This window comes from Pseudomonas sp. PDM25 (genome assembly GCF_019219045.1).
Classification (GTDB): domain Bacteria; phylum Pseudomonadota; class Gammaproteobacteria; order Pseudomonadales; family Pseudomonadaceae; genus Aquipseudomonas.
Genome location: NZ_JAHUWL010000008.1, coordinates 22,064 through 46,014, shown reverse-complemented (window position 1 = coordinate 46,014; position 23,951 = coordinate 22,064). Strand labels below are relative to the sequence as shown.

Genomic DNA, 23,951 nt, shown 5'->3' with positions numbered 1-23,951 from the left:
TCAGATCGCTGTGCCGAGTTGGAAGATGGGCAGGTACATCGCAACCACCAGGCCCCCGACGATAACACCCAGCACCACCATGATGAACGGCTCCATCAGGCTGGTGAGGTTATCGACCATGTTGTCCACTTCGTCCTCGTAGAAGCTCGCGACCTTGTCGAGCATATCGTCCAGCGCGCCGGACTCTTCGCCAATCGCAGTCATCTGGATCGCCATATTCGGAAAGATACCGGAGGCGCGCATGGAAAAATTCAGCTGCATACCGGTCGCCACGTCCTGCTTGATGCGCAGCACCGCGCGTTTGAACACGATGTTGCCGGTGGCGCCGGCCACCGAATCCAGCGCTTCCACCAGTGGCACACCCGCCGCAAAGGTAGTCGACAGCGTGCGGGCGTACCGGGCCACGGCGGACTTGTACATCAGCGTGCCAATCAGCGGCAGTTTCAGCAGCCAGGTGTCCATTCGGTCCCGAAAGCCTTGCGACGTTTTAAACGCGTGGCGCACGCCGAAGATGGCCGCGATCAGCACGCCGAGCATCGCCCACCACCAGTCCTGCATGAATTCCGACAGGCCGATGACCATCACCGTGAAAGCTGGCAATTCGGCGCCAAATCCTTTGAATACCGATTCGAACTGCGGCACCACTTTGACCAGCAGAATCCCGGTCACAATGATCGCGACGAACACCACCGCCAGCGGGTAGGTCATGGCTTTCTTGATCTTGGCCTTGAGGCTTTCGCTTTTTTCCTTATAGGTCGCCACTCTCTCCAGCAGGGTATCGAGGGCACCGGCCTGCTCGCCAGCATCCACCAGGTTGCAGTAGAGCTCATCGAAATACTGAGGCTTTTTGCGCAGGGAGGCGGCGAAGCTGTTACCCGCTGCGACTTCCTGTTTCACCTCGTCAATCAGTGTGCGCATGGCCGGGTTATCAAAGCCTTCACCGATGATGTCGAAGGACTGCAACAGCGGTACGCCGGCCTTCATCATGGTCGCCATCTGCCGGGTGAACAGGGCGATGTCCTGGGCCTTGATGCGCTTGCCCAGGTTGAAAATCGAGGCGGACTTCTTGCGTACCTTGCCGGGGTTGATGCCCTGCTTGCGCAATTGGGCCTTGATCAATGCCGGATTCTGACCGCTCAACTCGCCCGTCATTTTGGTGCCTTTGCGGTCTGTGCCTTCCCAGGCGTAGACGCTGATTTTTGCTGCTTTGACCGCCATATTCAGTCCTTGGTGACCCGGTTGATTTCTTCAAGGCTGGTGATGCCTTGCATGGCCTTGATCAGGCCTGACGTGCGCAGGTCGTTGAAGCCGTCTTTACGCATCTGGATGTCGATTTCCAGTGAGTTGCCTTCGGCCATGATCAGCCGTTGCAGGTCCTGTGTGTTCTTCACCACTTCATAAATCCCGACTCGCCCTTTGTAGCCGTTGTTGCAGTGATCGCAACCGACTGGCTCATAGATCGTGAATGAGCCGATGCGTTCCTCGGGGAAGCCTTCCTTGAGCAGCGCCTCCCGGGGAATCTCGATGGGTTTCTTGCAATGGCTGCACAATTTTCGCGCCAGGCGCTGGGCGATGATCAGGCTGACCGAGGTGGCAATGTTGAACCCCTGGATGCCCATGTTGTGCAGGCGCGTCAGGGTTTCGGCGGCGCTGTTGGTGTGCAGGGTCGACAGCACCAGATGACCGGTCTGGGCGGCTTTGATGGCGATTTCAGCGGTTTCGAGGTCGCGGATTTCGCCAACCATGATCACGTCCGGGTCCTGTCGCAGAAAGGAGCGCAGCGCCTGGGCGAAGTCCATTCCCTGCTTGGGATTGACGTTGACCTGGTTGATGCCTTCCATGTTGATCTCCACCGGGTCTTCGGCGGTGGAGATGTTGATGTCCACGGTGTTGAGAATGTTCAGCCCGGTGTAGAGCGACACCGTCTTGCCCGAGCCGGTGGGCCCGGTCACCAGAATCATCCCCTGCGGCTGCTTGAGGGCGGCCATGTACAGTTCTTTCTGGTCGGGCTCATAGCCGAGGGCGTCGATGCCCATTTGGGCGCTGGACGGGTCGAGGATCCGGATCACCACTTTCTCGCCCCACAGGGTCGGTAGGGTGTTGACCCGAAAGTCGATGGATTTGCTCTTGGACAGGCGCATCTTGATCCGCCCGTCCTGGGGCCGGCGCCGTTCGGAGATGTCGAGGCTGGCCATGACTTTCAGCCGCGCGGCGATGCGATTGGCCAGTTGAATCGGTGGCTTGGCGACTTCACGCAAAATACCGTCGGTGCGCATCCGCACACGGTAGGTTTTTTCGTAGGGTTCGAAATGCAGGTCGGAAGAGCCGCTTTTGATCGCGTCCAGCAACATCTTGTGCACGAAGCGCACCACCGGCGCGTCATCGGCGTCTTGTCCGCCAATGGAATCCTGCTTGTTGTCATCGATCGACTCGATGTCCACGCCATCGAGGTCGACATCGGCCATGTCGTCCAGGCCGGTGCCTTGGGTATCGAAGAATTTTTCGATGGCGTCGCTGAGCTTGTCGTCCTCCACCAGGATGGCTTCGGTATTCAGCCCGGTGCTGAACTGGATGTCATTGATGGCTTGATGATTGGTCGGGTCCGAAACACCCACGAACAACTTGTTGCCGCGCCGCCAGAGGGGCAGGGCGTGGTGCTGGCGAATCAGCTTCTCGCTGACCAGCCCCTTGGGTTGGGTTTCCTTGTCCAGACAGTTGAGGTCGAGCAAGGCCATGCCGAAGTGTTCCGAAGCGATTTCGGCGACCTGGCGACTCTTCACCAGTTTGTTCTGCACTAGATAACTGACCAGGGAGATTTTGTTGCGTTGGGCTTGCTGATACGCCTGTTGCGCGCTTTTGTCAGTGAGCAGCTCGGCCAGGACCAATTGCTTGGCCAGACCGCTAAGGGCGATGTCATTCATTGGGATACCGGACGCAGACAGTTCATGAGTTATAGCCTAGTCAAGCGGAGGAACCAAACCAGCGGCGTTGAGGTGACAAAAAGTGTCAGATAGTGCGGATTCTGGGGGTAGGAAAAGGTTTTTTGTCGATCGCACGCCCCACCAACACGGGGCGAAGGGCTTGGCATGGGCTGTGCTGCGGCTAGTTCAGATCATGAGATTTCGACTCATGCATGGAGCTTGTCTATGAAGACTCAAAAAGGTTTTACGCTTATCGAGCTGCTGATTGTGGTGGCGATCATCGGGATTCTGGCGACGTTTGCGCTGCCTCAGTACTCCAAGTATCAGGCCCGGGCCAAAGTGACGGCCGGCCTGGCTGAGATCAGCGCGTTGAAAGTGCCTTTCGAAGACATCATCAACCAAGGCACCGACCCTACATTGCTATTGGTGGCAGGTAACGCGGCGGCGACAACCTCCAATTGCACATTGGCGGCTTCAGGCACAGCTTCGACAGGTGCCGGGACGATCACTTGTACGCTGGTTAATGCCCCAGGACCGGTGTTGGGCAAGACCATCACACTGACTCGCTCATCAGGGAACACGGCGGGTGCCTGGACGTGTGCCAGCAATGTCAACGCTGACTTCGCACCAAAAGGCTGTCCCGGCAGTGGCGCGTAATCCGGTGGCTTGAGCTGATGCCTCGTCTGTTTGACGGGGCATTTTTTGTTCGCCGTTCGGGAAAAATCGAGTCATTGAGAAAACTTCCGATAATTCATGGCCTTAGGCCTGCGGTAAAACCCGCAACTTGCATGTCGATAATTTGGAAGTCATGCATTTTGCATGATTCCGAAAATCAGGTGTTTTTGTAAGCTATTGATTTATATGGATTTATTGGCTTTATCAAAGTTGGCACAACGTTCGCACTATCTCCAGTAACCCTGCTGACAAGACACGCAGCAGACTTTATGAAAAACAGGAGTTACTCGTATGAAGAAGTTCGCTATCGCTGCCGCTACTGCTACCGCGCTGACCCTGACCATGGCCAACGCTGCATTTGCACAGACCACTCAAACCACCCAGGCTCCGATGACTCTGGCGGCGGGTGAAGTCACCAAAGCCAAAGAAGCTACTTCCGATACCTGGATCACCACTAAAGTCAAAGCCGACCTGGTGACCGAGAAAGGCATTCCTGGTACCGACATCAAAGTCGAAACCAACAAAGGCGTAGTGTCCCTGTCGTCCACCGTTGCGGTGACTGACGCTCAGAAAGCCACCGCCGTGGCGATCGCCAAGAAAATCAAAGGCGTCAAAGCGGTTTCCGCTGACGGCCTGAAAGCCGAGTAAGGCAAAGCTTCTCGCCTGGACTGGGAGAAGGTGCGACAGACGGGCCGAGCAATACGTCTGCCGCCTCAGGAGAGTTCATGCGAAGGCCATAAGGATGTGGCCATTACAGGCCCCGGACATTCGTGTCAGGGGCCTGTTCTATTTGTGAGCGATGCAAAACCAAATGTGGGAGCGGGCTTGCTCGCGAAGGGGGCTTAACATTCAACATAAATGTTGGCTGTCAGGCCGTTTTCGCGAGCAAGCCCGCTCCCACATTGACGGTGTTCGAATTGTAATGTGTGCTGGATTCAGTTACCGCGCTTGCTGGTGATCTGCTTCAACCGATTACCTTCAAAACGCAGGTACTGATACATCCCGCCGTTGGGCCCGTAGGTCCATTCCTCGACTTGAAATTCTTCTCGTCGGTTAGCGCTGCGCTTGTAGCCCAGCAGATCACGGCTGACCGGTTCTCCGCATTTCTGCAGCACTTCGCTGGACCTGTCCCCGACACTGACCAATTGACTGCCGCAGCGCAGGGTGTCGGCTGCCGAGGCGTGACTGGCGATCATCGCCAGAGCCAGGCTCATCAGCCATTTCGCGCCCATCATTCGGCGTCCAGATGCAGCGGCGTAACCACTCGACCGTCACTTTCCGCTTCGCCGAGGTTAGCGTCGATGAAGTACACGCGGTCATCGGCCAACTGACCCTTGTCGACCAGATAGTCCTTGATGCTGCTGGCGCGCTCCTGGCCCAGCTGGCGTAAGAGCACGTCGCTGGAACTCCAGAACTTGATTATGCCTTCGCGCATTTTTGCCGTGCGTTCTTCCTTGCCCAAATCCTTCCACTCGGCGGGCGGCTGGGTCTTCAGGCGCGTGCGGTAGATCCCTTCCAGCAACGGGCCTTTCTCGTTATCCGGTACATCCAGCAATGAAGCCTGAGCCGGCACCTTGTCGCCGCGGCGCTGGAGCATTTTGTAGTAGTTGTACTGGTATTCCCGCTCCAGACGTTGCTCGGCGATCAGCGGGCCATCGCTGCTGGCGGCCGCCGTGCCTTCGATTTCCAGGCGCAGGGCCGGACGTTCCTTGAGGGCCTGGGACAGTTTGACCAGCGAACCTTCGGCCTCCTTGCTCAGATCGCTCGAACCCGGCGCAAACGACACGGTACCCAAATCTTCCGAACCGCCACCACTGACCAGCCCGCCAATCATTTTGAAGGGCGCCGCGGCGGCCTTCACGATCAGGTTGCGCAGGGTCTGCCAGATGATAGGCATGACACTGAATTGCGGGTTGTTCAGGTCGCCGCTCACCGGCAGCTCGATGGAAATCTTGCCGTCGACATCCTTGAGCAAGGCAATCGCCAGCTTCAGCGGCAGGCTCACAGCGTCTGGGCTGTCGACCTTTTCACCCAGTTGCAGCTGCTCGACCACCACTTTGTTTTCGGCCAGGAGTTGGCCGTTGGTGATCTTGTAATGCAGGTCGAGATTGAGTCGGCCCTTGCGGATGCGGTAACCGGCGAACTTGCCGGAGTAGGGCGTGAGCGTGGTCAGTTCAACACGTTTGAAACTGGTGGCGATGTCGAGGCTGGCCATCGGGTCGAACGGGTTGACCGAGCCCTTGATGGTGACCGGCGCATAACGGTCGACCTTGCCTTTGATATCGACGCTGGCCGGTTTCGCCTGACGGCTGTCGATGGTGCCGATTTGCCCGTTGAGCTGTTGAATGGCCGTGGCGAAATTCGGGGTCAGGCTGAAGTCGGCGAAGTTGGCCGAACCGTCATTGATGGCAATGCCGCCAATGTGGATGCCCAGCGGCTTTTCCTGGCTGGCCGGTTTGGCAGCGCCCGTTTTGGCGCCGGAGTCCGGCGGTTGCGGAATCAGCAGGTCGTCGATGTTGGTGGTGCGGTCATCGTTGATCATGAAGCGCGCATAAGGCTGGAACAGGTTGACCTTGTCGACCGACAGGCTGTCGCCGTGCTGATAGTTCAGGCCTTCGAGCACCAACTGCTGCCACTTGAGGAAGTCGCGGGTTTTGAGGGTGTCGAGGGTATGCAGTTGATCGACTTGAGCACGGCCGGTGACGCTGAATGCCAGCGGCTCGGTGCTTTTCAGATCGACCGCCAGATCACTGCCGAGCATGCCGCTGCGCAGTTCCAGGCGAATGAACGGGGTGATATAGGACTGGGCGACGCGCAGGTCGATGTCCTTGGTTTGTACGTTTAACCTGGCGCTGACCGGGGCGAGATTGACGATACCGTCTGCCGTGATCTTGCCTTGCTTGCCCACGCCCGTGTCGAGCTTGAGGTTAAAAGGCGCGCCATTGAGGCTGTCGAAATTCTGCAGGTCCAGGTTCAGCGGGCCTACATCCAGCGCCACGGCCGGTTGCGCCTTGCGGTCAGCCAGATGCACCTGGTAATTGCGCAGTTGCACGTCTTTGAGCAGCACCTGCCATGGCTTGCTCGGGGGCGCCGGGTCGGGTTTCGGTGAGTCGGCGGCGGCTGGCGTGGCGGCCGGTTCGGCCTTGGCTTTGACGGCTGCTTTGGACGGTTGGCTGGCGAACAGTTTCTGCCAATCAAGTTGCCCGTCGGCTTCGAGGGCGGCCCAGGTTTCCAGTTTCTGGCTGCGGATCTTGCCGACAACCACTTGTTGCTTGGCCAGGTCGACGGTGGTTTCGCTGATGTCCAGCCGCTCGAGTTTCGCCAGCGGTCGACCGTCTGGTGCTTTGATCGCGAACGGCGCGACGCTGACGGCGACGTTGCTCAACAGCAGTTCGGTTTCCTTGGACAGGTTGAGTTTGTAGTCGGTGCTCAGGCTGAGGACGCCGTCTTCAAGCACCAGTGGCACCGCGTCACGCACATAGGGCCAAAAGGATTTCATCTTGCCGTTGGTGATCTTCAGCTTACCTTCGGAGGTGATCGGGATCAGGCTGAAATTGCCGGTCCAGTCGATCTGTCCACCTGCCGGGCCGATGGCCACCAAGGTCATGTCGGCACTGTCTTCAGGCAGGGTACTGAGGTTTTTCAGTTCGAAGTCGAGTTTGTCGTAGAGGAATTCAATGGGTTCGCTGGGGCGTTGATCCTGGAAATGCACGGCACCGCCGGCCAGTTTGATCCGCTCGATGCGCAACGGGAACGGTTTGGCGTTCGGGTCGGCCGGGGTCGGTTCACTGGCGGGGATTTTGAACAGGCCAAGCAGATTGAGCTTCCCGTCCTTGCCGAAGAGGATTTCGGTCTTGGGTTTGTCTATTTCGATATCGGACAGGTGCAGCGCCTTGGTCCAGAGGCTGTCGATCTGCAGGTTGGCGTACAGGCGCTCGAAGCCGACCTGCTCCTTGCCCGGTTCGCCGATGATCAGGCCCCACAGGGTGACTTCAAGGCTGAAGGGGTTGAGTTCGATACGCTGGATCGTTGCGGGCGTCGTCGCGTAACTGGCCAATTGTTGATTGGCCACCCGCAACGCGATACCCGGCAAAATCAGAAACCCCAGCAGACTGTAGAGGGCTAGAGCGGTCAACAGAGCGCCAATAGCGCGAATCAATCCTTTGGGCATGTGCGGCTTCATCTGTCTGAATCGGAGTGCGTTGGAGTATGGCATGCGTTTCCGGTTCCGAAGTGATCTTGCTTTATAGGATTTATCTGATTTTTCGGACGAATCTCAGAGCTGAAGAATCAGGGTTTTCAGCGGTGGCTGTTCATCCATTGACGGAAAATCGCCGCCCGGTTTCATCACTGTCCACTCGCGCACCGGTCGGCCGGCTTTCTCTGCACAACGCAAAACTTGCTCGCGCCAGTCGTCCATGCTGACTTTTGCCAGGTTATTGCAACAGATCAGAACGCCATTGTCGGCGGTGGTCAGCAGTGCCGGCTTGAGCAGGCTCTGATAGTCGCGCAGCAGGTCGACGGTGCCGAAAGCGCTCTTGGCCCAGGCTGGCGGATCCAGCAGCACCAGGTCGTACTGACGCTGTTCCAGACGTTGATAGCTCGGCAGTTTTTGCCCGCGGCGCTGGCTGATCGGCAGGCCGGCCAACTGGCGGATGGCCGGGAAGTAGTCGGACTGGATGAAGTCCATGGTCGGCAACTGCGGATTGAGCAGGCCGTTCTCACGGCCGACGGCCAGGTTGCCCTCAGCGAAATCGAGGTTGCAGACTTCGCTCGCGCCGCCGGCCGCCGCACTCAGGCCGACGCCACAGGTGTAGGCGAACAGGTTCAGCACGCTTTTGTTTTTGCTGTGCTGCTTGACCCAGCCGCGTGTATTGCGCAGGTCGAGGAACAGCAGCGGGTCCTGGCCGGCGTGGCGACCGCGAATCCGGTAATTCAAGCCCCATTCGTGACCGATCAAGTCTTGCAGGGCGGCCTCGTCGGCGCGGTAGACAGTGTCTTCACGGTCGATGCGCGAGTTGCCCCGGGAGCGATCGTTGTAGACCAGCAGCGTTTCGAGGCCCAAGTGCTGATTGATGGTGTCGTGCAGTTGCAGCAGCGCATCTCGTTCCAGCGACTGGTGAAAGCTTTGCACCAGCAATTGCGGGCCGTAGCGGTCGATCGTCAGGCCGCCGGCGCCTTCCTGGCTACCGTGGAACAGGCGATAGCAATCGGTGCCTTGCTGATGCAGCTCGGCCAGCAGGTCCTGACGACGATCGAGGGCGGCGCGCAGCGCCTGATTCAAGGAAGACATGCTGGGCGCCTTGCAGGAGGGAATTTGGCGCGGGAGTTTAACAGCTTGGCAGCAAACCGAGGGGCTGCCTTCGCGAGCAAGCCCGCTCCCACATTGGTTCTTTGTTGATCGGTTATTTTGTGTGCGACACAGAACCAATGTGGGAGCGGGCTTGCTCGCGAAGCTTTTAGCTCTTTAGCTCTTTAGCTCAACAATCCCATCCGTCGTTTGGCGCGGTGCACCGAGCCGTTACGCACCGCCCAGCGCAGCATTGGCACGCTGCGATTGACGCTGGCGCGGATCAGCTTGCGTTGCAGCGGGCTCTGGCTGACGCCCAGCATGTCACTGGCCCAGTCCGGCAGCAGGTCGATCCCGGCCTTCATCATCAAACCGCCGAAAGGTCTGGCCAAACGGCTGGGGGACGGGGCGTTCAACAACAGCCGTAACACCTCTCGACTGCGTTCATCGCACAGTAGCTGTGGGCGAATGCGCTCAAGATAATCGGCAATTTCCTGCCGCGAACGCGGCACGTTACGGGCACCGAGCCGTTCGGCGACCAACGCGATTTCCGCGTAGTAACGGTCCTGATCCGCCAGGGACAGGTTCGGATTGCGGTAACGCAAATGGGCCGCGAGGAAGTTGCTGACTTCGGCCACGTGCACCCAGGTCAACAGATCGGGATCGCTGGCGGCGTAGGGCCGGCCGTCCGGTGCCGTGCCGGTCACTTGCAGGTGGATGGTGCGGACTTTCTCGATCAGCCAGTCGGCGTCCTTTCGCGAACCGAACGTGGTGCCGGAAATGAACTGCCCGGTGCGGCGCAGTCGGCCGATCATGTCCTCGCGGAAATTCGAATGGTCCCATACCCCGGCCAGGGCCAGTGGATGCAGGGCTTGCAGCATCAGGGCGCTGATGCCGCCGATCAGCATGCTGCTGAAGTCGCCATGCACTTGCCAGCACACCGAATCGGGGCCGAACAGGCCGGGATCACCCTTGGGGTTTTCCAGGTCGAGCTTGCCCAGAGACAGACCGGTCAGGCTCATGATCTGGGTTTCGATGCGGGTTCGAATGAATTCCATGGCGACTCAGTGGCGGAAAAGGAGGCGCGGCCATTAACGGCCGCGCAGGCTTTTGAAACAAGCGATTACTGGTTCAGGCGTTTATCGACCAACTCCTGGACCACGCTCGGGTCAGCCAGGGTCGAGGTGTCGCCCAGGCTGTCCAGTTCGTTGCAGGCGATCTTGCGCAGAATGCGCCGCATGATCTTGCCCGAACGGGTTTTCGGCAAGGCCGGTGCCCACTGGATCAGGTCCGGTTTGGCGAAGCTGCCGATTTCCTCGCTGACGTGAGCCAGCAATTCTTTCTTCAATTCGTCACTGGGCTCGGTGCCGTTCATGGGGGTGACGAAGGCATAGATGCCCTGACCCTTGACGTCGTGCGGGTAACCGACCACCGCCGCTTCGGCGATGCTGTCGTGCAGAACGAGCGCGCTTTCCACTTCCGCGGTGCCGATGCGGTGCCCGGAGACGTTGATCACGTCGTCGATGCGCCCGGTGATCCAGTAATCGCCATCCTCATCGCGCCGGGCGCCGTCGCCGGTGAAATAGTAACCGGGGTAGGGCTTGAAGTAGGTGTCGACCATTCGTTGCGGGTCGCCGTAGACGCTGCGGATCTGCGCCGGCCAGCTGGATTTGATCGCCAGCACGCCGCTGCCGGCGCCTTTGATTTCCTTGCCCACTTCGTCGAGCAACACCGGTTGCACGCCGAACATCGGTTGCGTGGCGCAACCGGGTTTGATCCGTTGAGCGCTGACCAGCGGGCTGAGCATGATGCCGCCGGTTTCGGTCTGCCACCAGGTATCGACGATCGGACAACGCTGTTCGCCGACGGCATTGAAGTACCACTCCCACGCTTCCGGGTTGATGGGCTCACCGACAGTGCCGAGTAATCTGAGGCTCGCGCGGGAAGTTTCCTTCAACGGTTCGGGGCCTTCACGCATCAGGGAGCGCAGGGCGGTCGGGGCGGTATAGAAAATGTTGACATGGTGCTTGTCGATCACCTGCCAGAAGCGCGAGCTGCTCGGGTAGCTCGGTACGCCTTCGAAGATCAGCGTGGTCGCGCCGTTGGCCAGCGGACCGTAGACGATGTAGCTGTGGCCGGTGACCCAGCCGACATCGGCGGTACACCAGAAGACTTCGTCGTCGCGGTAGTCGAGCACGTACTTGAAGGTCATCGCCGCTTGCAGCAGGTAGCCGCCGGTGGTGTGCAGCACGCCTTTGGGTTTGCCGGTGCTGCCGGAGGTGTAGAGGATAAACAGCGGGTCTTCGGCGCCCATCGGTTCCGGCGGACAATCGTCGCTGACGTCACGCAGCGCCTGGTGATACCAGATGTCCCGGCCCTCGACCCAGTCCACTTCGCCCTGGGTACGCTCGACCACGATCACGGTGCTGACGTTCGGGCAACTTTGCAGCGCCTTGTCGACCTTCTGCTTGAGCGGCACGACTTTACCGCCGCGCACGCCTTCATCGGCGGTGATCACGGTGCGGCAGTCGGCATCGAGAATCCGGTCACGCACAGAGTCCGGAGAAAAACCCGCAAACACCACCGAATGCACCGCACCAATGCGCGTGCAGGCGAGCATGGCGTAGGCGGTTTCCGGGATCATCGGCATGTAGATGCACACGCGGTCGCCTTTCTTCACGCCACGGCTTTTGAGCACGTTGGCCAGGCGGCAGACGTTGTGATGAAGTTTTTTGTAGCTGATCTGCGCGGATTCGGCAGGGTCGTCGCCTTCCCAGATGATCGCGGTTTGATCGCCGCGCTTTTCCAGATGACGGTCGATGCAGTTGTAACTGACATTCAACTTGCCGCCGGCAAACCAGCTCGCCTCACCGGTTTTCAGGTTATAGCGCTGGACGGTATCCCACGGGGTACTCCAGTCGAGAAAGCGTGTGGCCTGTTCGGCCCAGAAGGTGCTGGGGTGCTCGATGGATTGGCGGTACAGGCGCTTGTAGTCGTCTTGACTTAATTGTGCGGCCCGGCGGACGGCATCGGCTTGGGGGAACGTGCTGATATCGAACATGACGGTTCCTTATTCTTGTTGCTACAAGTAATAAAGATGCGCCGAGTGGGGGAAGGGTTCAAGTCGGCTGCCGATCGGTGTGGAAGGGGCTGGCTGCAAAATTTGTGACTGACGCAAACCAATGTGGGAGCGAGCCTGCTCGCGATGGGGGCATGACATTCAACATTAATGTTGTATGTCAGACCGCTATCGCGAGCAGGCTCGCTCCCACAAGTGCTGCCGAGTGGCGTCAGATCAGCCGCGGTGACGACCGCGGAAGTAGTTGATCAAGCCTTGGGTCGAGGCATCGTCAGCCGGGCTTTCTTCGCTGCCGACCAGGCGGTTGTAGACGCCTTTGCCCAGCTCTTTACCCAGTTCCACGCCCCACTGGTCGAAGGCGTTGATGCCCCAGATCACGCTTTGCACGAAGACTTTGTGTTCGTACATCGCCACCAGTGCGCCGAGACGACGCGGGCTGATGCGTTCGACCACCAACGTATTGCTCGGACGGTTGCCCGGGATCACCTTGTGAGACGCAAGTTTCTGCACCTCTTCTTCGCTCATGCCTTTGTCGCGCAACTCGGCTTCGGCCTCGGCAAGGGTCTTGCCCAGCATCAGCGCCTGGCTTTGCGACAGGCAGTTGGCGTACAGCCACTGGTGGTGGTCGGACACCGGGTTGAAGCTGACGATCGGCACGATGAAGTCGGCCGGGATCAGTTGGGTGCCCTGGTGCAACAACTGGTGGTAAGCGTGCTGACCGTTGCAACCCACGCCGCCCCAGATCACCGGACCGGTGTCGGTGGACACTGGTGTGCCGTCCTGACGCACGCTCTTGCCGTTGGATTCCATGTCCAGCTGTTGCAAATGCTTGGTGATGTTACGCAGGTAGTGGTCGTACGGCAGGATCGCGTGGCTTTGCGCGCCCCAGAAATTTCCGTACCACACGCCGAGCAGGGCCAGCAGCACTGGCATGTTCTGTTCGAAAGGTGCGCTCTGGAAATGCTGGTCCATGGTGTAGGCACCGGACAGCAATTCCTTGAAGTTCGACATGCCGATGGCCAGCGCGATTGGCAAACCGATGGCCGACCACAGCGAGTAACGGCCGCCAACCCAGTCCCACATCGGGAAGATGTTTTCTTCGCGGATCCCGAAGGCCACTGCCGCTGCATTGTTGCTGGAGACGGCGATGAAGTGACGGTACAGCTCGGCTTCCGAACCACCCTGAGCCAGGTACCAGGCGCGTGCGGCCTGGGCATTCTTCAGGGTTTCGAGGGTGTTGAAGGATTTCGACGAAACGATGAACAGCGTGGTTTCGGCACGCAGCTTCATGGTCAGTTCGTGGAACTCACTGCCGTCGATGTTCGCCAGGTAATGGCAGCGCACACCCTTCTGGGCGTAAGACAGCAGCGCTTCGGAGACCAGTTCCGGGCCGAGGAACGAGCCGCCGATGCCGATGTTCACCACATCAGTGATCGGCTTCTCGGAGTAACCGCGCCACAGACCGTCGTGGATACGGCCCACGAGGTCGGTGATCTGGTTCAGGACCTTGTGCACTTCCGGCATCACGTTGACGCCGTTGACCTTCAGCTTGTCGCCGACCGGACGGCGCAGTGCGGTATGCAGGGCGGGGCGACCTTCGGAGGAGTTGACGATTTCGCCTTCGAACAGCGCTTTGATCGCGCCCTGGAGGTCGACTTCGTTCGCCAGGCCCACCAGCAGATCGCGGGTCTCGGTGTTGATCAGGTTCTTCGAGTAATCGAGAAACAGGCCGCAGCTGCTGAGGGTGAATTGGGTAAAGCGCTGCGGATCGGCATTAAAGGCTTCGCGCATGCTGAAATCTTGCATGGCTTGGCGGTGGTCATTCAACGCTTGCCAGGCGGGCAGAGCGGTAACGTCTTGAGGGGTGCGGTAATACGCCATCGCTGCGGGTTTCCTTTTTACTTGAACGGCCTTTTGAACACTGAAAATACCGGAGCGCTGTGGGTGGGCCTCCGGTCAACTGCGTCGACACGATTTCATGACACAGGGCGAATACAGTAAACCTCGCGCTGCGATCTGTCTTGACTTTGTCTGACCCGTTCCCGGTACTTTTTTATACATCGAGCAGGGAACGGTCCGACAAACGGAAGGGGAAGGGCTAAGACTGGATCAGGCGACCTGAACCGGAATGGCATTGCTGGTGTGGCTCAGTTCATTACCCGGGGCCATGTAGAGCATGCGTGGCTTGAAGTTGAGCAGCTCGGCTTCGCTGTAGTGGGCGTATGCGCAGATGATCACGCGGTCACCGACCTTGGCCTTGTGCGCTGCGGCACCATTGACCGAGATCATGCGCGAGCCTTCTTCGCCACGAATCGCGTAGGTGGTGAAGCGTTCACCATTGTCGATGTTGTAGATCTGGATCTGTTCGTACTCACGGATGCCGGACAGGTCCAGCCATTCGCCGTCGATGGCGCAAGAACCTTCGTAATCGAGTACAGCGTGGGTGACTTCGGCGCGATGCAGCTTGGCTTTGAGCATGATGGCGTGCATGAGTGTTTCCCCAGGTCGGAATCGAACGGCGGGCATTGTGCCCAAAGACTTGAGGGCCAGCAATACGGCGTGTGGAGTCACCGCCGACCCAATGTGGGAGCGGGCTTGCTCGCGAATGTGGTGTGTCATTCAGTATTGATGCCGACTGATCTGCCGCATTCGCGAGCAAGCCCGCTCCCACATTTGTATTGCGGTGTTCAGGCGGGTGTGTCGAGGTTCAGATGCAGGTTATCGATCAGCCGCGTAGTGCCCAGGAACGCCGCCACCAGAATCACCAGATCCCGATCCTGCGCAGTCGCCGGGCGCAAGGTCAGCGCATGGCGAATCTCCAGATAGTCAGGACGCAAACCCGCCGCTTCAAGCTGCTTGATCTGCGCATCAATCAACGCCGGGAAATCCCGTTCGCCCTGTTTGATTGCGTCGGCAATCTGGCTCAAACCGCGATACACAACTGGCGCAACGGCCCGCTGTTCTTCGCTGAGGAAACCATTGCGCGACGACAGCGCCAGGCCATCGGCCGCACGTACCGTCGGTTCGCCGATGATCTGGATCGGCATGTTCAGGTCATGCACCAGGGCGCGGATCACCGCCAGTTGCTGGAAGTCTTTCTGGCCGAAGATCGCCAGGTCCGGCTGGACCATGTTGAACAGCTTGGTGACGACCGTCGCCACCCCTTCGAAATGCCCGGGACGGCTGGCGCCGCACAGGCCTTCGGAGAGTTGCGGAACGCTGACACGGGTCTGGCCGACCATGCCGTCGGGGTACATTTCTTCAACGGTTGGCGCGAACAGCAAGTGGCAGCCGGCCTGGAGCAGTTTCTCCTGATCGGCCGCGAGGGTGCGCGGGTACTTGTCGAGGTCTTCGCCGGCGCCGAACTGCAACGGGTTGACGAAAATGCTCGCGACCACGAAATCCACCCGTTGGGTGGCTTTGGTCACCAGTGCCACATGACCGCTGTGCAGGTTGCCCATGGTCGGCACGAAGCCGATGCGCTTGCCTTCACTGCGGGCACGGGCCACGGCGGCCCGCAATTCGCGTACGGTTTTTACGGTGTTCATGCAGAGAATCCGTGTTCGATACCAGGGAAAGTCGCCGCTTTGACTTCAGTGACGTACGCACCAAGCGCCGCTTGAATGTTTTGTTGCCCGGCCATGAAGTTCTTCACGAACTTCGGCATACGGCCAGTGATCGACAGGCCGAGCATGTCGTGCAGAACCAGGACCTGGCCGTCGGTGCCGCTGCCGGCGCCGATGCCGATCACCGGAATACCCACCGCCTGGGTGATTTCCTGAGCCAGTTCACTCGGTACGCACTCGAGCAACAGCATGGCTGCCCCCGCCTGTTCCAGAGCGATGGCATCGGCGCGCATCTGGCGTGCCTGGTTCTCGCTGCGGCCCTGGACTTTGTAACCGCCCAGAATATTCACCGATTGCGGTGTCAGCCCCATGTGGGCGCACACCGGGATACCGCGTTCGGCCAGCAGACGGATCGAGTCCGCCAGCCACAGCGCACCTTCAACCTTGACCATGTGCGCACCCGCCTGCATCAACAGGGCGCTGTTGGTCATGGTTTGTTCGAGGGTGGCGTAGGCCATGAAGGGCAGGTCGGCGAGGATCAACGCATCGGTGTTACCGCGTTTGACGGATGCCACGTGGTAAGCCATTTCCGCGGTGGTGACCGGCAGGGTGCTGTCGTGACCTTGCAAAACCATGCCTAGGGAGTCGCCCACCAGTAGCACTTCGACGCCAGCCTCATTGCAGGCGTGGGCGAAGGTCGCGTCATAGCAGGTCAGCATGGTGATCTTTTCACCTTTTTGCTTGAGACCTTGCAGAGTGGTCAGGGTGATGGCTGGCATGAAAAGTTCCTCATTCAGGCGCTGTGGAAACTACTGCGAGTAACGCGCGTGATTCTTCGTTAAATACAGGCGCACGGTCTGTTGTCGTGCTTTTAAGGCCTGGATTGCGCCCTTCAACGCCGTGTTGGCGGCAGCGGGACGCCTATAGTCGTGAGGAGAACTCGGGAAGTCAATTGCGTGTGTTACCGCATTGTTACGTGTGGGGTGTTACCGGGGTAACTGATGCGATTCAGCAGGATTGCCGTCGATCTTGAGTCCGGTACAAAACACTGTGGGAGCGGGCTTGCTCGCGAATGCGGTGTGTCAGTCAACATTGAGGCTGAATGGCACACCGCATTCGCGAGCAAGCCCGCTCCCACAGGGGATTTTTGTCAATTTTGGGAGAGGCGTTCCAGGCCGACGAACGGGCAGGCAGCGAGCAAATCGCTCAGGCTGCGGCCATCAGCCAGACGCAAATCCGCAGGCGCCAGTTCGGCCAGTGGATAGAGAACGAACGCTCGTTCCTGCATATGGTAGTGAGGCACCTTGAGGCGAGGTTCATCGATCTGCCGATCACCGAACAGTACGATGTCGAGATCCAGCGTACGCGGCCCCCAGCGTTCAAGGCGCTCGCGGCCCTGTCCGTTCTCGATGGCTTGCAGCGCATCAAGCAGCTCCAGCGGCGGGAGCGTGCTGTCGAGGGCGGCAACCGCGTTGGTATAACGCGGTTGGCCGGGCAGCAGCGAGTCGCTCTGATAAAACCCGGAAACCCCGATCAGTTCGGTCTGCGGCAACTGTGTCAGCGCCTCGACGGCGCTGCGCAATTGTTCGGCGGGGTCAGCCAGATTGCTGCCAATGCCGATGTAGATGCGTTCCATGGATTACTCGCCCGTGGCGCTCGGTGCGCCGGCGGTGCGTTTGCGCTTGGCACCACCGCTGCGGCGACGCTTGCGTGGCGCGCCGGTGCCGTCATCCTTGCCGCTGAGGTCGCGGATCATGTCGCGACGTTCGCTGTCGTTGGCGTCCTGATAGTCCGTCCACCATTCGCCCAGGCCTTCGGTCTGCTCACCGGCGCTTTCGCGCAGCAGCAGGAAGTCGTAACCGGCACGGAACCGCGGATTGTCCAGCAACAGGTCGGCGCGCTTGCCGCTGCGGCGTGGCAGACGCTCTTGCATGTCCCAGATCTCGCGGATCGGCATGGTGAAGCGTTTCGGAATCGCGATGCGCTGGCACTGTTCGGCAATCAACTCGTGAGCGGCTTCCTGCATGGCCGGAATCGGCGGCATGCCACGTTCTTGCAGGCGCAATACACGGGCCGGCAGGGCAGGCCAAAGCAGCGCCGCAAACAGGAACGCCGGGGTCACCGGTTTGTTCTGTTTGATCCGCAGATCGGTGTTGATCAACGCATCGCTGATCAGCGTGTGGGTGTACGTCGGGTTGTATTCCAGCGCCTCGGCACTGGCCGGGAACAGCGGATCGAACAGCTGCAGGTCGACCAGCATCTCGAAGGTGTCCGCGGCATGGCCGGAGAGGAACAGCTTGAGCACTTCTTCGAACAGGCGGGCCGATGGGATCTCGCGCAGCATCGGCGCCAGTTCACGGATTGGCACGGCGCTGTGCTTTTCGATGCCGAAATTAAGCTTGGCGGCGAAACGCACGGCTCGCAGCATCCGTACCGGATCTTCCTGGTAGCGTTGCTTCGGGTCGCCGATCAGGCGGATCAGGTGATTGCGGATGTCGTGTACGCCGTTGGCGTAATCGAGGATGCGCTCGCTGACCGGATCGTAATACAAGGCGTTGATGGTGAAGTCGCGGCGCTGCGCGTCTTCTTCCAGCGTGCCATAGACGTTATCGCGCAGGATGCGCCCGCTTTCGTTACGGGAAGACTGGTTGCTGTCTTCCTCTTCATCGTTTTGCGGGTGATTGGCGCGGAAGGTCGCGACTTCAATGATTTCGCGGCCAAAGTGGATGTGCACCAACTTGAAGCGGCGACCGATGATCCGCGCGTTGCGGAATTCGGCCCGCACCTGCTCAGGCGTGGCACTGGTGGCGACGTCGAAATCTTTTGGCGTGATGCCGAGCAGCATGTCACGCACACAGCCGCCGACCAGGTAAGCCTGATAACCGGCGTTCTGCAGGCGTTCGACGATGTTCACCGCGTAGCGACTGAATTGGGCCTTTTGCAGCGAATGTTGGCCGCTGTTGAGCACTTCAGGCGTACTGCGAATGTGTTGCGTATGACGCTTGGGAGAACGGAATGACTGGAACAGCTTCTTCAGCATGGGATGCACTGTTTGAAGGAATGTTCGGCCAAAACGAAGAATGACCGCATGATGGGCGGGGATTCTAGCATTTAGTCGGGGGATGGTGTAGGAAGCTGCGCAAGCGCTTGAAGCAGGGGCTTATTGGTGCGGATTGGTTCTGTGTGCCGCTACAAGGGCCAAACACCAGAAACTACAAGGGGAGCCGAAGCTCCCCAAGAAAGTAGTTGCATGCTCTATTTTTATTTTTGATTCGGGCTTTTTGTTTTTGTTAAGTGCCCTCGCCATGAAGTTTTTCCTTCATGACCCTCCCAATCGGGAGCCAAGAGCAAACGGATTGCTTTGGTCGCTGTGTTGCAGTGATCTTGCGATCCAACCAGTTCAGGCTCTGTCTTGTGACAGTTTTTTGTTGTTCTCGGCCTGGTCGTGGGGCAAGCCCCAAATACAACGCCTCTCCAAAAGAATCAGTTAGCTACGCCTCTCGCCGTCTTGTTTTTATTGTGCGTGAGTCGATACGTCTTATTTTTATTGTCTTGTGCATTGCTTGTTATTGTTCTTGTACCAAACATATAGCAGGGTGCGTGCCAACTTTTGCGAGGCCCAGCAAAACAAGGGGTTAGGCCCGTTGGTGAGGTTTTCAGAGGCCAAAAAAAACCGGGGCTTCGTTACCGTAAGCCCCGGCTTCTGTTACGTGGAAAAGGTGAGGTAACAGTTTTTTCACCTTGTCACGTGTTACCCGCACATCAGACAGGTGAGGTTCAGCTCTCGCTGGCCACCCCGGTCTTGCGCCGCGGAATGCCCAGGCGCTGACGGCGTTCCCACAGGCATTTGCGACTGACACCGAGTTTGCGTGCCAACTCGGTTTCGGTCATGTGGTCCTGGTGCTCGAGAACGAAGTGTTGGAAGTAGTCTTCCAGTGACAGGTCTTCGGTCGGCTCATGGCTATTGTTACCGGCGGCGCTGCCCTGTTGTGGTGGCAGGCCGATGAAATCGTCATCGTCCAGATCGCTCAGCTCGATGTCGATCCCCAGCAGCTCGGCGGAAATCTCCGGGCTCTCACACAGAATGACCGCACGTTCTACGGCGTTTTCCAGCTCCCGAACGTTACCCGGCCAGGAGTAGTGACGAATGGCTTGCTCGGCATCCGGGGCGAACTTCAGGTCGGTGCGGTTGACCCGCGCGCTCTGCCGCGCCAGGAACGCGTTGGCAATTTCGTTGACGTCGGCACCGCGCTCGCGCAGGGCCGGCAGTTTCAGGGCGATCACGTGAAGGCGGTAATACAAGTCTTCACGGAACTGGCCGATCTTCGCCAGGCTCTTGAGGTCCCGGTGAGTCGCGGCGATCAGGCGCACATCGACTTTCTGGGACTGCACCGAACCCACACGACGAATTTCACCTTCCTGCAGCACGCGCAGCAGGCGGGCCTGGGCTTCCAGTGGCAGTTCGCCGATTTCGTCGAGGAACAAGGTGCCGCCGTCGGCGGCTTCTACCAGGCCGGCACGCCCGGCGCTGGCGCCAGTGAACGCGCCTTTTTCGTGGCCGAACAGTTCGGACTCGATCAGGCTTTCCGGAATGGCCGCGCAGTTCACCGAAATCATCGGCGCCTTGGCACGTTTGGACAGGTTGTGCAGGGCGCGCGCCACCAGTTCTTTACCGGTGCCGGATTCGCCCTGAATCAAAACATTGGAGTCGGTTGGCGCGACTTTGCGGATCTTGCTGTACAGATCCTGCATCGGCGGGCAGGAGCCGATGATGCCGATTTCGCCATTGTTGTTGCTGGCGCCCGGTTTCGCGGCGCCATTACCGGCTTTGCCAGCGACCGGTTCACCGCTGGCTTGCACAGTTTGACGGTCACGCAGGATTCGCGCGACGGCTTGCAGCATTTCATCGTGATCGAAAGGCTTGGCGATGTAATCCACCGCGCCCATCTTCATCGAGTCGACCGCCGAACGCAGGCTGGCGTAGCTGGTCATGATCAACACCGGAGTGCCTTGGCCGAGTTTGATCAACTCGGTGCCAGGCGCGCCCGGCAGACGCAGGTCGCTGACGATCAGGTCGAACGTGGGAATGGTGAAGCGTTCTTGTGCTTCCTGCACTGAACCGGCTTCGCTGACCTGGTACTGGTTACGTTCCAGCAGGCGGCGCAAGGCGGAGCGGATAATTGTTTCGTCTTCGACGATCAAAATGTGCGGCATTGATTCGATACTCTCGACGGTCTCAGTTCACAGCGGACGTCGCTTCGACATGACGCGGCAAGGTCACCCGGATACGGGTGCCGCGTTGGCTTTGAACATCAGCCGGGCTGTCGATGGTGATTTGTCCATAATGCTCTTCAACGATGGAATAGACCAGTGCAAGGCCCAGACCGGTGCCTTCGCCAGGATCCTTGGTGGTGAAGAAAGGTTCGAACAATCTATCCATGATGTTCTTCGGAATACCGCTGCCTTCGTCCTCCACGATCAAATCGACCGTGTGTTCGCCGGCTTCGCTTTTGACCCGCACCGCACTGCCGGGAGGCGAGGCGTCGCGGGCGTTTGAGAGCAGGTTGATCAGTACTTGCGCAAGTCGCTGCGGGTCGCCTTCGACCCAGTGATCGGGATCGCACAGGTTGTAGAACTGCACTTCGAAATTGCGTCGGTTCAGCGCCAGCAAACCGATGGCATCCTGGGCCACTTCGGCCAGACAGACGGGCTCGTCGCTGTGCTGATGACTGCCGGCGTGGGCGAAGCTCATCAGCGACTGAACGATGCGCGACACGCGTTTGGTCTGCTCCAGGATCTGCCCGCTGATTTCCTTCAGTTCGCTGTCTTCTTCGCGCTCTTCGCGCAGGTTCTGCGCCAGACAGGCGATGCCAGTGATCGGGTTGCCGATTTCATGGGCCACACCGGCGGCGAGTCGACCGATGCTGGCCAGGCGCTCGGAGTGCACCAGTTTGTCTTCGAGCATCTGGGTTTCGGTCAGGTCTTCAACCAGCAGCACCAGGCCGCTGTTACCCGGGGCCAACGGTTCATCGATCGCGGCTTTGTGCAGGTTCAGCCAGCGGGTCTGGCCGTCGAGGGCCAGGTGCTGTTTGTGCAAATGCTCGTCCGGCAGATTGATGAAGCCTTGCAGCAGCTCTTTCCAGGGATCGGCAATGGTGCTCAGCCGCGAGCCGACCACACGCTGTGCGGCAATGCCAGTCAGCTCCTCCATGGCTTTGTTCCACATGAGGATTTCCTGATCCTTGGCCAGCGAGCAAACGCCCATCGGCAATTCCTGCAGGGTCTGGCGGTGATAGCGGCGCAGGGCATCGAGTTCGGCGGCCAGCCCGGTCAGGCGCGAGTGGTAATCCTCGAGGCGACTTTCGATGAAGTGGATGTCTTCGGTGACGTAGTTTTCGCCGCCGGCCTTATAAGGCAGGAATGTCTCGACCATGTCCTGAGCCACACTCGGCCCCATCAGGCCGGAGAGGTTGGCTTCGATACGGTCGCGCAAGCGACGCAAGGCGTAAGGCCGGCGCTCATCGAAAGGCAGATAGAGGTCGCGCAGGGCCTGTTCGACTTCTTTCTGCGCAGCCTTGGCGCCCAGGGGTTTGGCAAGCTGTGTGGCGAACTCCTGGGGGGAGGCGGCGTGCAGTTCGCGGCGTTGCGGCCGACGCACGTTGTCCACGGCGCAGGCTTCGGCGGCGCTGGCTTCTTCGCTGCTGGCGTTGGTGAACAGCGAGATCAGGGTGAACATCAGCACGTTGGCCGCCAGCGAGGCGATCGCCGCCATGTGCCAACTGGTGTCGTCCAGCACGTAGATCATGTTCAGCAGCGGTATGTAGAAACCCTGCAGATTGCCGACCAGCGGCAGCAGCATGGTTACCAGCCACACCAGAATCCCCGCGAGCAAACCAGCGATGAAACCGCGGCGGTTGGCGGTCGGCCAGTACAGTACCGACAGCACGCCCGGCAGGAATTGCAGAGTGGCGACGAAGGCGACGATGCCCAGATTCGCCAGGTCCTGCTCCGCGCCCAGCAGCAGGTAGAAACCGTAACCGGCCATGATGATCGCGACGATCAGCGCCCGGCGGGTCCACTTCAACCAGCGGTAGATATTGCCTTCGGCCGGCGGCTGATAGAGCGGCAGCACCAAATGGTTCAGCGCCATCCCGGACAGCGCCAGGGTGGTGACAATGATCAAGCCGCTGGCCGCCGACAAGCCACCGACATAGGCCAATAGCGCCAGGGCCTTGTTGTTGGCGGCGATGCCGATGCCCAGCGTGAAGTATTCCGGGTTGGTGGTGGCGCCGAGTTTCAGCCCGGCCCAGAGAATCAGCGGTACCGCCAGGCTCATCAACAGCAGAAACAGTGGCAAGCCCCAGCTCGCGCTGACCAGCGAGCGAGGGTTGAGGTTTTCGGTAAACGTCATGTGGTACATGTGCGGCATTACAATCGCCGAAGCGAAGAACACCAGCAGCAGCGTGCGCCATGGGCCTTCCTGCAATGGCGTGTGCAACGCGGCGAGGGCGGTCTGGTTTTGCAGTAGCCACAGTTCCAGCTGTTGCGGGCCGTCGAATACGCCGTACAACGCATACAAGCCAACACCGCCGATGGCGATCAGTTTGATCACCGATTCAAAGGCAATCGCGAACACCAGGCCTTCGTGTTTCTCCCGCGTCGCAATGTGCCGCGAGCCGAAGAAAATCGTGAACAGCGTAATCAGTGCGCAGAAGCTCAGGGCCACGCGATGTTGCACCGGCTCGCGGGTGAGGATGCCGATGGAGTCGGCCACCGCCTGAATCTGCAACGCCAGCAGCGGCAGCACGCCGATCAGCATGAAGATCGTGGTCAGTGCGCCGGCCCAGGTGCTGCGGAAGCGGAAGGCGAACAGATCGGCCAGCGACGACAGCTGATACGTGCGGGTGATTTTCAGGATCGGATACAAAAGCACCGGCGCCAGCAGAAACGCGCCGGAGACGCCCAGATAGCTGGACAAAAATCCGTAGCCGTATTGATAGGCCAGGCCCACCGTGCCGTAAAACGCCCACGCACTGGCATACACGCCCAGCGACAGGGTGTACGTCAGCGGGTGGCGAATGATCGCCCGGGGGATCATGCCCCGTTCGCTGATCCAGGCTACGCCGAACAGCACCGCCAGGTAGGCGGCGCTGATCAGGATCATCTGGGTCAGGCTAAAGCTCATCGGCATCTTTTTGGCTCTGCAGGATGAAGGTCACGACGATCAGAATCAGCCAGAGCAGATAAGGGCGATACCAGGCGCCAGTGGCGTCGATCCACCAATCCATGATGGCCGGGGAGAACAGATAAATCCCCACTACCAGGAGCAGGACCAAGCGATAGATGTACATCCCGGCCTCTCTTTTTTATGCGCGTGCCCGAAAACGTGCGGCGATGGTAACGGATGGGCGCGCCACTGC

General features: G+C 59.4%; 18 protein-coding genes. 2 read left to right on the top strand and 16 right to left on the bottom strand.

The genetic code is table 11. The annotated features are described in order from the left end of the window. Together KW848_RS16540 and pilB are read right to left on the bottom strand one after the other, a co-directional pair. Entirely contained in the window at positions 1-1,218 is a 1,218-nt protein-coding gene (locus KW848_RS16540) for a type II secretion system F family protein (protein WP_218537493.1), read from the bottom strand. 2 nt (positions 1,219-1,220) lie between these two features. Further along, complete coding sequence (gene pilB, locus KW848_RS16535; RefSeq protein ID WP_218537492.1) at positions 1,221-2,921, bottom strand: type IV-A pilus assembly ATPase PilB; 1,701 nt, start codon at positions 2,919-2,921, stop codon at positions 1,221-1,223. A gap of 225 nt (positions 2,922-3,146) precedes the next feature. Between pilB and KW848_RS16530 the strand changes: the two genes are divergently transcribed. Together KW848_RS16530 and KW848_RS16525 are read left to right on the top strand one after the other, a co-directional pair. Beyond that, a complete protein-coding gene (locus KW848_RS16530) occupies positions 3,147-3,578 on the top strand; it encodes a pilin (protein WP_218537491.1) in 432 nt (143 codons plus the stop codon). A 309-nt stretch (positions 3,579-3,887) separates the two neighbouring features. Beyond that, a complete protein-coding gene (locus KW848_RS16525; protein WP_111451068.1) occupies positions 3,888-4,244 on the top strand; it encodes a BON domain-containing protein in 357 nt (118 codons plus the stop codon). A gap of 287 nt (positions 4,245-4,531) precedes the next feature. Here the strand turns inward: KW848_RS16525 and KW848_RS16520 are convergent, their stop codons facing one another. The 14 genes from KW848_RS16520 to KW848_RS16455 form a co-directional block, all read right to left on the bottom strand. After that, positions 4,532-4,828: a DUF2845 domain-containing protein gene (locus KW848_RS16520; protein ID WP_111451067.1), complete on the bottom strand. Its 297-nt coding sequence runs from the start codon at positions 4,826-4,828 to the stop codon at positions 4,532-4,534. Then, positions 4,828-7,812, bottom strand: coding sequence for a DUF748 domain-containing protein (locus KW848_RS16515; protein ID WP_218537490.1), 2,985 nt, complete (start codon positions 7,810-7,812; stop codon positions 4,828-4,830). Before KW848_RS16515 ends, KW848_RS16520 begins: the two co-directional genes overlap by 1 nt. A gap of 60 nt (positions 7,813-7,872) precedes the next feature. Then, positions 7,873-8,889: a class I SAM-dependent rRNA methyltransferase gene (locus KW848_RS16510; protein WP_218537489.1), complete on the bottom strand. Its 1,017-nt coding sequence runs from the start codon at positions 8,887-8,889 to the stop codon at positions 7,873-7,875. A 182-nt stretch (positions 8,890-9,071) separates the two neighbouring features. Further along, positions 9,072-9,944, bottom strand: a complete 873-nt coding sequence (locus KW848_RS16505) for an oxygenase MpaB family protein (protein ID WP_218537488.1) — start codon at positions 9,942-9,944, stop codon at positions 9,072-9,074. A 65-nt stretch (positions 9,945-10,009) separates the two neighbouring features. After that, entirely contained in the window at positions 10,010-11,947 is a 1,938-nt protein-coding gene (acs, locus tag KW848_RS16500; protein ID WP_218537487.1) for an acetate--CoA ligase, read from the bottom strand. Between the two features lie 234 nt (positions 11,948-12,181). Beyond that, complete coding sequence (gene pgi / locus KW848_RS16495) at positions 12,182-13,846, bottom strand: glucose-6-phosphate isomerase (RefSeq protein ID WP_218537486.1); 1,665 nt, start codon at positions 13,844-13,846, stop codon at positions 12,182-12,184. Between the two features lie 228 nt (positions 13,847-14,074). Further along, on the bottom strand, positions 14,075-14,455 hold the full coding sequence (panD, locus tag KW848_RS16490) for an aspartate 1-decarboxylase (RefSeq protein WP_008153310.1): 381 nt from the start codon (positions 14,453-14,455) through the stop codon (positions 14,075-14,077). 197 nt (positions 14,456-14,652) lie between these two features. Continuing rightward, a complete protein-coding gene (gene panC / locus KW848_RS16485; RefSeq protein WP_218537485.1) occupies positions 14,653-15,513 on the bottom strand; it encodes a pantoate--beta-alanine ligase in 861 nt (286 codons plus the stop codon). Then, complete coding sequence (gene panB / locus KW848_RS16480) at positions 15,510-16,310, bottom strand: 3-methyl-2-oxobutanoate hydroxymethyltransferase (RefSeq protein WP_218537484.1); 801 nt, start codon at positions 16,308-16,310, stop codon at positions 15,510-15,512. Before panB ends, panC begins: the two co-directional genes overlap by 4 nt. Positions 16,311-16,681: 371 nt before the next feature. Then, complete coding sequence (folK, locus tag KW848_RS16475; RefSeq protein ID WP_218537483.1) at positions 16,682-17,167, bottom strand: 2-amino-4-hydroxy-6-hydroxymethyldihydropteridine diphosphokinase; 486 nt, start codon at positions 17,165-17,167, stop codon at positions 16,682-16,684. A 3-nt stretch (positions 17,168-17,170) separates the two neighbouring features. Then, positions 17,171-18,571 (bottom strand): polynucleotide adenylyltransferase PcnB, encoded by a 1,401-nt coding sequence (locus tag KW848_RS16470; RefSeq protein WP_192410890.1) that lies wholly within the window; start codon positions 18,569-18,571, stop codon positions 17,171-17,173. A 737-nt stretch (positions 18,572-19,308) separates the two neighbouring features. Beyond that, on the bottom strand, positions 19,309-20,745 hold the full coding sequence (locus tag KW848_RS16465) for a sigma-54 dependent transcriptional regulator (RefSeq protein WP_218537482.1): 1,437 nt from the start codon (positions 20,743-20,745) through the stop codon (positions 19,309-19,311). Positions 20,746-20,767: 22 nt separating this feature from the next. Then, a complete protein-coding gene (locus KW848_RS16460; RefSeq protein WP_218537481.1) occupies positions 20,768-23,722 on the bottom strand; it encodes a sensor histidine kinase in 2,955 nt (984 codons plus the stop codon). Next, on the bottom strand, positions 23,706-23,882 hold the full coding sequence (locus KW848_RS16455; protein WP_003176118.1) for a hypothetical protein: 177 nt from the start codon (positions 23,880-23,882) through the stop codon (positions 23,706-23,708). Before KW848_RS16455 ends, KW848_RS16460 begins: the two co-directional genes overlap by 17 nt. Positions 23,883-23,951 lie beyond the last annotated feature (69 nt).

What these genes read in the sequence shown, in the direction of transcription:
- KW848_RS16540 (WP_218537493.1), bottom strand. Translation starts at nt 1,218, where the DNA reads ATGGCGGTCAAAGCAGCAAAAATCAGCGTCTACGCCTGGGAAGGCACA.
- pilB (WP_218537492.1), bottom strand. Translation starts at nt 2,921, where the DNA reads ATGAATGACATCGCCCTTAGCGGTCTGGCCAAGCAATTGGTCCTGGCC.
- KW848_RS16530 (WP_218537491.1), top strand. Translation starts at nt 3,147, where the DNA reads ATGAAGACTCAAAAAGGTTTTACGCTTATCGAGCTGCTGATTGTGGTG.
- KW848_RS16525 (WP_111451068.1), top strand. Translation starts at nt 3,888, where the DNA reads ATGAAGAAGTTCGCTATCGCTGCCGCTACTGCTACCGCGCTGACCCTG.
- KW848_RS16520 (WP_111451067.1), bottom strand. Translation starts at nt 4,828, where the DNA reads ATGGGCGCGAAATGGCTGATGAGCCTGGCTCTGGCGATGATCGCCAGT.
- KW848_RS16515 (WP_218537490.1), bottom strand. Translation starts at nt 7,812, where the DNA reads ATGCCATACTCCAACGCACTCCGATTCAGACAGATGAAGCCGCACATG.
- KW848_RS16510 (WP_218537489.1), bottom strand. Translation starts at nt 8,889, where the DNA reads ATGTCTTCCTTGAATCAGGCGCTGCGCGCCGCCCTCGATCGTCGTCAG.
- KW848_RS16505 (WP_218537488.1), bottom strand. Translation starts at nt 9,944, where the DNA reads ATGGAATTCATTCGAACCCGCATCGAAACCCAGATCATGAGCCTGACC.
- acs (WP_218537487.1), bottom strand. Translation starts at nt 11,947, where the DNA reads ATGTTCGATATCAGCACGTTCCCCCAAGCCGATGCCGTCCGCCGGGCC.
- pgi (WP_218537486.1), bottom strand. Translation starts at nt 13,846, where the DNA reads ATGGCGTATTACCGCACCCCTCAAGACGTTACCGCTCTGCCCGCCTGG.
- panD (WP_008153310.1), bottom strand. Translation starts at nt 14,455, where the DNA reads ATGCACGCCATCATGCTCAAAGCCAAGCTGCATCGCGCCGAAGTCACC.
- panC (WP_218537485.1), bottom strand. Translation starts at nt 15,513, where the DNA reads ATGAACACCGTAAAAACCGTACGCGAATTGCGGGCCGCCGTGGCCCGT.
- panB (WP_218537484.1), bottom strand. Translation starts at nt 16,310, where the DNA reads ATGCCAGCCATCACCCTGACCACTCTGCAAGGTCTCAAGCAAAAAGGT.
- folK (WP_218537483.1), bottom strand. Translation starts at nt 17,167, where the DNA reads ATGGAACGCATCTACATCGGCATTGGCAGCAATCTGGCTGACCCCGCC.
- KW848_RS16470 (WP_192410890.1), bottom strand. Translation starts at nt 18,571, where the DNA reads ATGCTGAAGAAGCTGTTCCAGTCATTCCGTTCTCCCAAGCGTCATACG.
- KW848_RS16465 (WP_218537482.1), bottom strand. Translation starts at nt 20,745, where the DNA reads ATGCCGCACATTTTGATCGTCGAAGACGAAACAATTATCCGCTCCGCC.
- KW848_RS16460 (WP_218537481.1), bottom strand. Translation starts at nt 23,722, where the DNA reads ATGCCGATGAGCTTTAGCCTGACCCAGATGATCCTGATCAGCGCCGCC.
- KW848_RS16455 (WP_003176118.1), bottom strand. Translation starts at nt 23,882, where the DNA reads ATGTACATCTATCGCTTGGTCCTGCTCCTGGTAGTGGGGATTTATCTG.